Here is an 11,439-nt window from a genome sequence, read left to right on the forward strand (position 1 = left end):
TATGGCTTTAGAAACTGCTCACATACAAGAAAAATTATCTCAAGCCTTTGGCAACAATGTGCTCAATTTCGAAATGAAACGAGATATTTTTACCCTAGAGGCAACACCAAGTACCATTTATGAAGTGATTCGCTTTTTGAAAGAACAAGAAGATTTAAACTTCCATTTCCTAACAGATTTAGCCGGAATTCATTTCCCGGATAATGACGCCGAACACCAATTCGCTGTAACTTACCAATTGCACAACTGGATTGAAAACGTTAGAATTAGAGTAAAAACTTATTTGCCCGATCCGGCAGAAGTTGATACGATAACCGATTTGTTTCTTTGCGCCAATTGGATGGAAAGAGAAGCATGGGATTTCTTCGGAATCAATTTTAAAGGACATCCGCAATTGAAACGCATTTTGAATATGGATGAAATGGTTTCTCATCCAATGCGTAAAGAATTCCCGATGGAAGACAGTGGAAGAACCGACAAAGACGACCGTTTCTTCGGAAGAACACCAGTTAATAATTAAATAATTCAACATTATAAATGTCAGATTTATTATTATCACCAGAGCATCGATATGCTAAAGTTATAGAAAAAACCCGCAACGAAGACGGAAGCGAACTCTCTATATTAAACTTGGGACCAACACACCCGGCCACTCACGGAATTTTCCAAAACATCTTATTGATGGACGGAGAAAGAATCCTAGATGCTGAGCCAACTGTTGGTTACATCCACAGAGCATTTGAAAAAATTGCCGAAAACCGTCCGTTTTACCAAATCAATGTTTTGACCGATCGTATGAACTATTGTTCATCACCAATCAACAACATGGCTTGGTGGATGACTGTAGAGAAATTATTGAATATTGAAGTACCAAAACGTGCGCAATATTTAAGAGTTATCGTGATGGAGTTGGCCAGAATTACTGACCACTTGATTTGTAATTCGATTTTGGGGGTTGATACCGGAGCTTATACCGGATTCCTTTATGTATTCCAATTCAGAGAAAAAGTATACGAGATTTACGAAGAAATTTGCGGCGCTCGTTTAACCACCAATATGGGAAGAATTGGAGGTTTCGAAAGAGAATGGTCTGACGAAGCGTTCAAAAAACTAAACACTTTCCTTGAAGAATTTCCAGTAGCCTGGAAAGAATTCGAAAACCTATTTGAAAGAAACAGAATCTTCATTGACAGAACCGTTAATGTAGGTCCGATCACCGCTGAAAAAGCAATGCAATACGGATTAACAGGACCAAATTTACGCGCAGCCGGAATCGATTACGACGTTCGTAAAGCCGCTCCATATTCATCATACGAAGATTTTGAATTCGATATTCCTGTTGGAAAATCAGGCGATACTTATGACCGTTTTTGCGTACGTAATGCCGAAGTTTGGGAAAGTTTAAGCATCATCAAACAAGCTTTAGCAAAATTACCGGAAGGACCAATTCACGCTGACGTTCCTGATTATTATTTGCCTCCGAAAGAAGACGTTTACACCAACATGGAAAGCTTAATCTATCACTTTAAAATTGTGATGGGTGAAGTACCGGTGCCGGTTGACGAAATCTATCACGCTGTAGAAGGCGGAAACGGTGAATTAGGATTCTATTTAATTACCGATGGAAGTCGAACACCATACCGTTTAAAATTCAGAAGACCTTGTTATATCTATTACCAAGCTTATACTGATATGATCAAAGGCGGAATGTTGTCAGACGCTATCGTTATTTTATCAAGTTTAAATGTAATTGCCGGCGAATTAGACGCTTAAGAATTATGGAAAGATCACATATCAAACAAGAGATAAACATTACTGAACCGTTGATGGCTCGCATCAATGAGTTAATCAGTCATTATCCTGCCGATAAAAAGAAATCAGCGTTATTACCCGTTTTGCACGAAGTTCAGGATGCTCACGACAATTGGTTGAGTATCGAATTGCAAAACAAAGTAGCCGAGATTTTAGAAATATTGCCTATCGAAGTATACGAAGTAGTGACTTTTTATACCATGTTCAACCAAAGACCCATTGGAAAATACATGTTCGAATTTTGTCAAACTGCTGCCTGTTGTCAAAACGGCGTAGAAGATTTGATGGATTATACTTGTTCCAAATTGGGCGTAGGAATTGGCGAACCAACCGCTGACGGACTTTTCGAAGTACGAGGCGTAGAATGTTTAGGCGCTTGTGGTTATGCACCAATGATGCAGTTGGGTGATTTCTACCAAGAACATTTGACCAAAGAAAAAGTAGACCAGCTAATCGCTGATTGCAAAGACGGAAAAATCACTTTACACGATAAATAATATCATGGGAAGAAAAATATTATTAGACAAAATCAACGTTCCGGGTATCAAAACCTATGAAGTGTATCGCAAAGAAGGCGGTTATGCTTCGGTGGAAAAAGCCCTGAAAAAAATGACTCCGGATGAAGTAGTCGAAGAAGTAAAAACTTCAGGATTACGTGGTCGTGGTGGCGCGGGTTTCCCGGCCGGAATGAAATGGAGTTTTATCGACAAAAAATCGGGCAACCCAAGACATTTAGTGTGCAACGCCGATGAGTCGGAACCGGGAACTTTCAAAGACCGATACTTAATGGAATACATTCCGCATCTTTTGATTGAAGGAATGATTACCTCGAGTTATGCTTTGGGTGCCAACCTATCCTACATCTACATCCGTGGAGAATACATGTGGGTTTACAAAATTTTAGAAAGAGCCATCGCCGAAGCGAAAGCGGCCGGTTGGTTAGGCAAAAACATATTAGGCTCAGGCTACGATTTGGAATTGTTTGTCCAAATTGGTGGTGGAGCTTACATCTGTGGAGAAGAAACTGCCTTAATCGAGAGTTTAGAAGGAAAACGTGGCAATCCTAGATTGAAACCACCATTTCCGGCTGTGAAAGGACTCTGGCAAAATCCAACCGTAGTAAATAATGTAGAAACGATTGCGGCTGTACCATGGATTGTTAACAATTCCGGTGCTGATTATGCCGGAATCGGAATTGGTCGTTCGACCGGAACCAAATTAATTTCGGCTTCCGGAAATATCAAAAACCAAGGCGTTTTCGAAATTGAATTAGGTGTTTCTGTATACGAATTCATGAATTCAGATGAATATTGTGGCGGAATGCAAACCGACAGACCTTTGAAAGCATTGGTTCCTGGTGGAAGTTCGGTGCCAATTTTACCAGCGAATTTAATCTACAAAACCGCTGCTGGCGAAGACCGTTTGATGACTTACGAAAGTTTATCCGATGGTGGATTCGCAACGGGTTCCATGTTAGGTTCAGGCGGATTTATCGTTTATGATGACCGCGCTTGTATCGTTCGCAATACATGGAATTTCTCTAGATTTTACCACCACGAATCTTGCGGTCAATGTACGCCATGCCGTGAAGGAACCGGTTGGTTAGAAAAAGTATTGTGGAGAATCGAAAACGGACAAGGACGTGAAGAAGACATCGAATTGTTATGGAGCATCCAATCCAAAATTGAAGGAAATACGATTTGTCCATTAGGTGACGCGGCTTCATGGCCTGTTGCTGCGGCGATTCGTCATTTTAGAGATGAATTTGAATACCATATTCGTTTCCCTGAAAAAATCAAAAATAGAGATCACTTTGTAAATGAGCCTTTTGAAAAGGTTAAGCATTTAGTGGCCAAACAAGAAATATAAAGACTAGAATTTCATACAATGAAAGTAACCATAGACGGTCAAGAAATTGAAGTAGCACCGGGAACAACGATCCTGCAAGCTGCTCGTATGATTGGTGGAGAATCTGTTCCGCCAGCCATGTGTTATTATTCGAAACTAGAAGGAACCGGCGGAAAATGTCGTTGTTGTTTGGTGGATGTTACCAAAGGTAGCGAAGCCGATCCAAGACCGATGCCAAAATTGGTAGCGTCATGCGTAACCGGTTGTCAGGACGGAATGGAAGTCGCCAGCAAAGGTTCAGACCGAGTGTTTGAAGCCCGTAAAGCCGTAACCGAATTCCTTTTAATCAATCACCCATTAGATTGTCCGGTTTGTGACCAAGCTGGAGAATGTGATTTGCAAAACTTAAGCTTCGAACACGGAAAATTACAACAACGTTTTATTGAAGAGAAAAGAACTTTCGAACCGGAAGATATCGGAGACAAAATTCAATTGCACATGAACCGTTGCATCGTTTGCCAACGTTGCGTAGAAGTTGCTGACCAGTTAACCGACAAAAGAGTTCACGGTGTTTTAAACCGTGGGGATCATTCGCAAATTTCAACTTGTATTTCAGCAGCTATCGACAATGAATTCTCCGGAAATATGATTGATGTTTGTCCGGTTGGCGCATTAACAGACAAAACTTTCCGATTCAAATCGAGAGTGTGGTTCAACAAACCTTTCAATGCGCACAGAGATTGTGACAAATGTTGTGGCAAAACGACCGTTTGGATGTTTGGTAACGAAATCCAAAGAGTAACGGCTCGCAAAGACGAGTACCACGAAGTAGAAGAATTCATCTGTAACACTTGTCGTTTCGACAAAAAAGAAGTTTCAGATTGGGTAATCGAAGGACCAAGAAAATTCGAAAAAGATTCGGTAATCAACCAAAATAAACATTACGGAAAACTAGACAAAGTAGTTATCGACACCGAAAAAGGCATACTTCAAGGTAGAGATATCGACCGTAAAAAAATCAGTATGGCCGAAATTGATTACAACGAAAAAATAGACGGTAACCCAATAAACGGAAAGCAAAATGGATAGTGCCTTTATTATAGAAAAAAGTGTGGTTATCGTAACCGTATTTGCCATTACCATGATTATGGCGATGTATTCCACTTGGGCCGAACGTAAAGTAGCTGCTTTTCTTCAAGATCGTGTGGGTCCAAACCGCGCTGGTTGGGGTGGATTATTACAACCACTTGCTGATGGTATGAAATTATTTGCCAAAGAAGAATTTGAACCCAATACTAAAAATAAATTTTTATTCTTTGTCGGACCGGCGATTGCGATGAGCACAGCGTTAATGACGAGTGCCGTAATTCCTTGGGGTGACAAATTGCATATTTTCGGAAGAGATGTAGTGCTTCAAGCGACGGATATTGACAACGCTTTACTGTATGTTTTTGCCATTGTTTCTATCGGAGTTTACGGTATTATGATTGGTGGTTGGGCTTCTAACAATAAATTTTCCCTAATGGGTGCGGTTCGTGCCGCTTCGCAAATGGTTTCCTATGAAGTCGCTATGGGATTATCCGTAATCGCTTTATTGATGATGACCGGAACCTTGAGCCTAAAAGAAATCTCTGTACAACAAGCCGGAATGAATTGGAACGTATTTTACCAACCGGTAGGATTCTTAATCTTCTTAATCTGTGCTTTTGCGGAGACTAACCGAACGCCTTTCGACTTAGCGGAATGTGAATCGGAATTGATCGGTGGTTACCACACCGAATATTCTTCCATGAAAATGGGATTCTATTTGTTTGCCGAATACGCTAATATGTTCATTTCATCAGCGATTTTGGCTATCCTTTATTTTGGAGGTTACAATTATCCGGGCATGCAATGGATGGTGGACAACGTTGGCGTAAACACAGCAAATATTATTGGAATCGGCGTTTTATTTGTAAAAATTTGCTTCTTCATATTCTTCTATATGTGGGTGCGTTGGACAATCCCGCGTTTCAGATACGATCAATTGATGAACTTAGGCTGGAAGATTTTAATTCCGCTTTCAATCGTCAACATTATAATAACCGGAATTTGCATTTTAGCTTTTAAATAAGAAAAAGAAATTATGTCAACAGCAATTCAAAGTATATCGCTTTCAGGCAAAAAGAAACAGGTTTCCAACAAGGAAATGACGTTCTTGGAGCGACTTTATTTAGTAGCCATTGTAAAAGGCTTACTCATTACCATCAAACACTTTTTCAGAAAAAAAGCAACCATTCATTATCCTGAACAAGTCCGTGAATTTAGTCCGGTTTACCGTGGCCAACACATGTTGAAACGCGATGAATTAGGTCGTGAAAACTGTACGGCTTGCGGATTGTGTGCCTTGTCTTGTCCGGCAGAAGCCATCACTATGAAAGCAGCCGAACGCCAAAAAGGGGAAGAACATTTGTACCGTGAAGAAAAATATGCCGAAATCTATGAAATCAACATGTTGCGTTGTATTTTCTGCGGTTTGTGTGAAGAAGCTTGTCCGAAAGACGCTATTTACCTAACCCTTTCTAAGGAATTGGTTCCGGCCAGTTACGAACGTGAAGATTTTATTTTCGGAAAAGATAAATTGGTTATGCCTTTGGAAATGGCCATGAAGAACGCTCAACTTAAAAACGCTAACTAATGTCGCCTATATTAATTACCTTCTACTTTTTAGCAGCCATCACATTGGCTACGGCGTTTTTGACGATTTACAGTAAAAACCCAATTCACAGCGCGATTTATTTAGTGATGTGTTTTTTCTCAATTGCCGGTCACTACTTGCTTTTCAACGCACAGTTCTTGGCGATTGTACATATTATAGTGTATTCGGGTGCGATTATGGTACTCTTCCTTTTCACCATCATGTTGATGAATTTGAATAAGGAAAATGAAGTCCACAAACCTCGTATTACCAGACTTGGCGCTATCGTTGTTTTTATACTAACAAGTATTGTTTTGGTGACTATTTTCATCAATTCGAAAACCATTATGGGAGAATATGATACGACAGGCGAAGATTTCCAATCAATCAAAACCCTTGGAAAAATATTACTGAACGAATATATGGTACCATTCGAATTCGCTTCTATCTTATTATTGGTAGCGATGATTGGTGTGGTTTTATTGTCTAAAAAAGAAAAAACGGAGAAGAAATAATGAACAATATTTTAAATGAAATAGGGATAGAAAACTACATTTTCCTTTCGGTACTATTATTTTGTATCGGTGTTTTCGGAGTGTTGTACCGCAGAAATGCCATCATCGTTTTCATGTCGATTGAAATCATGCTGAATGCGGTGAACTTATTGTTTGTAGCTTTTTCAACGTATCACCAAGATGCCGAAGGACAAGTATTCGTGTTTTTCTCGATGGCAGTGGCCGCAGCGGAAGTCGCGGTTGGATTGGCGATATTGGTTTCAGTATACAGAAACTTAGGCTCAATCGATATTGATAATTTAAAGAATTTAAAAGGATAATCTGAGATGGAAACAAATTTAGCTTTAGTATTACTCTTATCTCCATTTGTTGGATTTCTTTTCAATGTTTTCTTCGGAAAAAAAGTAAGCAGAAATGTATCAGGTGCTATCGGAACGTTGACTGTAGTGGTTTCGTTCTTATTAAGTATCTGCTTTTTTGCCCAATTGAACCAAAACGGAAAACCATTCGAAATTTCTTTATTTGATTGGATTCAAGTGAGTAATTTCAAATTAGACTTCGGTATTTTATTAGACCAATTGTCTTTATTGTGGTTGTTATTCGTAACCGGAATTGGTTCACTGATTCACCTCTACTCTATCAGCTACATGCACGACGACGAGAATATGCACAAGTTTTTTGCTTATTTGAATTTGTTCGTGTTCTTCATGATAACCTTGGTAGTTGGAAGCAACTTATTAGTAATGTTCATCGGTTGGGAAGGCGTTGGATTGTGCTCTTATTTGTTAATCGGATTCTGGTATAAAAACCAACCTTACAACGATGCGGCTAAAAAAGCATTCATCATGAACAGAATCGGAGATTTAGGTTTCTTGATTGGCATGTTTATTATAGGAAGTGTTTTTTCAACTTTAGATTATACCGAAATACAAAACGGATTAACCGTTGGAACTGCTAATACAGGTTTACTTGGATTAGCCGCTTTATGTTTATTCATCGGAGCTTGTGGTAAATCAGCACAGTTACCTTTATACACTTGGTTACCCGATGCGATGGCTGGTCCAACACCGGTTTCTGCGTTAATTCACGCTGCGACGATGGTAACTGCCGGTATTTTTATGGTAACCCGAATGAACTTCTTATTCGACTTAACACCGGATGTACAAAATATTATAGCCATTGTTGGTGCTGCCACTGCTTTAGTAGCTGCCTCAATCGGTTTATTACAAAACGATATTAAAAAGGTTTTGGCTTACTCAACCGTTTCCCAATTGGGATTAATGTTCCTGGCTTTAGGTTTAGGAGCTTACACGGTTGCAGTTTTCCACGTAATCACGCATGCTTTCTTTAAAGCTTGTTTGTTCTTAGGTTCAGGTTCAGTAATTCACGGATTACACGGCGAACAAGACATGAGAAAAATGGGTGGTTTGCGCAAAGCGATGCCAATCACTTTCTGGACGATGATGATTTCAACCTTAGCCATTGCAGGTATTTTCCCGTTCGCTGGTTTCTGGTCAAAAGACGAAATCTTAATGGTAGCTTTTGAACACAATAAAGTATTATGGGTGGTCGCTTCGATTGCTTCGATTATGACCGCTTTCTATATGTTCCGATTGATGTACCTGACCTTCTTCAAAGAATTCAGAGGCACGGAAGAACAAAAACACCACTTACACGAAAGTCCGAGTTTAATCACGATTCCATTGGTAATCTTAGCGGTTTTAGCCGTAATCGGTGGTGCGATTAACTTACCGGGAAGTATGTGGTTGAACCATTTCTTGGAACCGATTTTAACAACAAAACACGAAGCTCACCATTTAGGCCAACAAGAATTTATGCTGATGGGAATTGCTTTAGCCGGTGCTATCGTTGGGATTATTTGGGCGAATGCCAAATACATTAAAGGCGGCTTTGTACCCAAACAAGACTCAGAAATCGTTGGTTTCAACAAAACGATTTACAACAAATATTATGTAGACGAATTCTATACTTTCTTAATCGTAAAACCTATCAACGGTTTGGCAAATTTCTTCCGCACAACTTTAGAACCGGCTTTAGGCAAAGTGGTTTACAGTTTTGGAAGTTTGGCCAACGGCTTAGGGACGCAAGGAAAAAAATTACACAACGGAAACATCGGTTTATACCTTTTTGCCTTTGTAATTGGGGTTTGCGCCATCATAACTTATTTATTTATTACAACTAAAACCGTTCAATAATTTTACACAATGGATGTAACTACTCTATTATTATTACTTCTGGTTGGTGCCATCGCCACGTTTTTCGCAGGAGATAAATTAGCTTCTAAAGTCGCGCTGGTATTCAGTTTAGGTGCTTTAGGTTTGTCATTGTATTTGTTAAACTTATTGAACCAAGGCACAAACATCGGTTTCACCGGAAGCTGGATTGCCAACCCAAAGGTAGCCTTAGCCTTCAAAGCCGACGGTTTATCAATGGCGATGGTTTTATTGACGACTGCTTTAACGCCTTTGATTATTTTCTCGTCATTCGGAAATAGTTTTACCAACGCTAAAAACTTCTACGCTTTAGTATTGTTCATGTCATTCGCAATGACCGGAACTTTCTTAGCCGCTGACGGATTATTATACTACATCTTCTGGGAATTGGCTTTGATTCCGATTTATTTTATCGCTTTAATTTGGGGTAACGGTGATGCCGAAGAACGCAAAAAAGCCGTGGTGAAATTCTTCATCTATACTTTAGGAGGTTCATTGTTCATGCTAATCGCTTTCGCTTATTTATATTCAAAAGCCGGAAGTTTCCTTTTAGAAGATTTATACAAATTAGACTTAACCGCTACAGAAGAAGGTTGGATTTTCCTCGCGTTCTTCTTAGCCTATGCCATCAAAATTCCAATCATTCCTTTCCACACTTGGCAAGCAAAAGTGTACCAAAAAGCCCCAACCGTTGGAACCATGCTTTTATCGGGTATCATGCTGAAAATGGGACTGTACAGTGTTATCCGTTGGCAATTGCCTATCGCGCCAAATGCTGCCAAAGCACACATGCCAATCTTAATCGGGTTGAGTATTGCCGGAGTAATTTATGGTTCGATAGTGGCTTTACGCCAAAAAGATTTAAAGAAATTATTGGCTTATTCTTCCTTAGCACACGTTGGTTTAATCGCTGCCGGTTGTTATACTTTAACCCTTGACGGATTAAGCGGAGCCGTTTCGCAAATGATTGCACACGGTTTTGTTATCGTTGGATTGTTCTTTGCTGCGGAAGTGATCTTCAGAAGATATGAAACGAGAACCATAGCCGATTTAGGTGGAATCAGAAGTCAAACGCCTAAGTTCACTTCGATGTTTATGATTTTGGTTTTAGCCTCTGTAGCTTTGCCGGGAACATTCAACTTCGTGGGAGAATTTACCGTATTGTACAGTTTGAGTCAAGTCAATCTTTGGTTCGCCGTTTTAGGTGGAACAACTATTATTTTGGGCGCTTACTATATGTTGAAAATGTTCCAAGACGTAATGTTAGGAGAAACCAATACCAAAGTATTTGCCGACGTAACCGCTAACGAAGTAATTACCTTTGTGGCCATCATCGCGTTTTTACTATTCTTCGGCTTGTATCCAAAACCGATTGTTGATTTGGTAACGCCGAGTTTAAACGAAATTTTAGAAGTAATTAATAAATAATCAAATGCAAGTATTAATAACAATAGTATCATTAGGCGTTTTTTGTCTGTTGGCAGAAATCTTCAATTTAAGAAAACTACTGGTTCCGGTTACTGTCATAGGTTTACTTGCCATTTTAGGTATATCCTTAAATCTTTGGGCGATTGACCCAAGCATTGATTCCAACTATGCGAGTATGATTGCTGTCGATTCTTTTTCGAACGCTTTCTCCTCTTTATTTATTGTACTTACGATATTCTTAGTAGCCTTAAGTGGGGATTTCTATAAAGAACATCAAACCAAGATATCCGACTTTATTGCCATCAAAGTATTCCTTTTGGCCGGAGCAGTGGCAATGGTTTCTTTTGGAAATTTATCGATGTTTTTCTTAGGAATTGAAGTATTATCTATCGCTTTATATGTGTTAGCCGCAAGTCGAAGATTAGATTTAAAAAGTAACGAAGCCGGAATGAAATACTTCTTAATGGGTTCCTTTGCTTCCGGTATCATTTTATTCGGAATCTGTTTGATTTACGGAGCTACAGGTTATTTTGACATCGTAGAAATCAAAGATTTATCTTCAGGTGCCGGAATTCCTATTTGGTTCCCAATAGGAATCACTTTAATGATTGTTGGTATGTTATTCAAAATTGCCGCTGCGCCTTTCCATTTTTGGGCTCCCGATGTTTATGAAGGTTCTCCAACCATGACAACCGCTACTATGAGTACGTTAGCGAAAGTTGTAGCCATGGCCACTTTATACAAAATACTAAGCAGCATGACCTCATCGTTAACGCCAACTTTTGAAATGGTTATTGTCGTGGTTTCAATATTGTCAATGACTATCGGAAATATCATGGCGTTGCGTCAGGACAACGTAAAACGTATGTTGGCTTTCTCCGGAATTTCACACGCCGGATTTATGTTGATGGCGATTTTAAGTTTA

General features: G+C 39.5%; 12 protein-coding genes. All 12 read left to right on the plus strand.

Translation table 11 applies throughout. From position 1 onward, the window contains the following. Window position 1 precedes the first annotated feature (1 nt). On the plus strand, window positions 2–520 hold the full coding sequence (locus ACK4HO_RS09855; protein ID WP_409665344.1) for an NADH-quinone oxidoreductase subunit C: 519 nt from the start codon (window positions 2–4) through the stop codon (window positions 518–520). Between the two features lie 17 nt (window positions 521–537). Next, the gene (gene nuoD / locus ACK4HO_RS09860) at window positions 538–1,773 is read left to right on the plus strand and encodes an NADH dehydrogenase (quinone) subunit D (RefSeq protein ID WP_409665347.1); all 1,236 of its coding nucleotides are present in this window, start codon (window positions 538–540) and stop codon (window positions 1,771–1,773) included. A 5-nt stretch (window positions 1,774–1,778) separates the two neighbouring features. Then, the gene (locus tag ACK4HO_RS09865; protein ID WP_176306923.1) at window positions 1,779–2,309 is read left to right on the plus strand and encodes a complex I 24 kDa subunit family protein; all 531 of its coding nucleotides are present in this window, start codon (window positions 1,779–1,781) and stop codon (window positions 2,307–2,309) included. Between the two features lie 4 nt (window positions 2,310–2,313). After that, a complete protein-coding gene (gene nuoF, locus ACK4HO_RS09870; RefSeq protein WP_409665352.1) occupies window positions 2,314–3,681 on the plus strand; it encodes an NADH-quinone oxidoreductase subunit NuoF in 1,368 nt (455 codons plus the stop codon). A gap of 18 nt (window positions 3,682–3,699) precedes the next feature. Then, window positions 3,700–4,749, plus strand: coding sequence for a 2Fe-2S iron-sulfur cluster-binding protein (locus ACK4HO_RS09875; protein WP_409665354.1), 1,050 nt, complete (start codon window positions 3,700–3,702; stop codon window positions 4,747–4,749). Then, window positions 4,742–5,773 (plus strand): NADH-quinone oxidoreductase subunit NuoH, encoded by a 1,032-nt coding sequence (nuoH, locus tag ACK4HO_RS09880; RefSeq protein WP_409665357.1) that lies wholly within the window; start codon window positions 4,742–4,744, stop codon window positions 5,771–5,773. Before ACK4HO_RS09875 ends, nuoH begins: the two co-directional genes overlap by 8 nt. Window positions 5,774–5,785: 12 nt before the next feature. Then, window positions 5,786–6,337, plus strand: a complete 552-nt coding sequence (locus ACK4HO_RS09885) for a NuoI/complex I 23 kDa subunit family protein (protein ID WP_409665360.1) — start codon at window positions 5,786–5,788, stop codon at window positions 6,335–6,337. Next, window positions 6,337–6,852, plus strand: a complete 516-nt coding sequence (locus tag ACK4HO_RS09890) for an NADH-quinone oxidoreductase subunit J (RefSeq protein WP_409665363.1) — start codon at window positions 6,337–6,339, stop codon at window positions 6,850–6,852. The genes ACK4HO_RS09885 and ACK4HO_RS09890 overlap by 1 nt, the downstream gene beginning before the upstream one ends. Then, window positions 6,852–7,172 (plus strand): NADH-quinone oxidoreductase subunit NuoK, encoded by a 321-nt coding sequence (gene nuoK / locus ACK4HO_RS09895; RefSeq protein ID WP_187659370.1) that lies wholly within the window; start codon window positions 6,852–6,854, stop codon window positions 7,170–7,172. Before ACK4HO_RS09890 ends, nuoK begins: the two co-directional genes overlap by 1 nt. Window positions 7,173–7,178: 6 nt before the next feature. Further along, on the plus strand, window positions 7,179–9,068 hold the full coding sequence (gene nuoL / locus ACK4HO_RS09900; RefSeq protein WP_409665367.1) for an NADH-quinone oxidoreductase subunit L: 1,890 nt from the start codon (window positions 7,179–7,181) through the stop codon (window positions 9,066–9,068). A 9-nt stretch (window positions 9,069–9,077) separates the two neighbouring features. Then, window positions 9,078–10,514, plus strand: coding sequence for a NuoM family protein (locus ACK4HO_RS09905; RefSeq protein WP_409665369.1), 1,437 nt, complete (start codon window positions 9,078–9,080; stop codon window positions 10,512–10,514). A gap of 4 nt (window positions 10,515–10,518) precedes the next feature. Then, on the plus strand, window positions 10,519–11,439 hold a 921-nt coding region (locus tag ACK4HO_RS09910), incomplete at its 3' end, for an NADH-quinone oxidoreductase subunit N (protein ID WP_409665372.1).

Source organism: Flavobacterium sp. (genome assembly GCF_046296355.1).
Taxonomy (GTDB): Bacteria; Bacteroidota; Bacteroidia; order Flavobacteriales; family Flavobacteriaceae; genus Flavobacterium.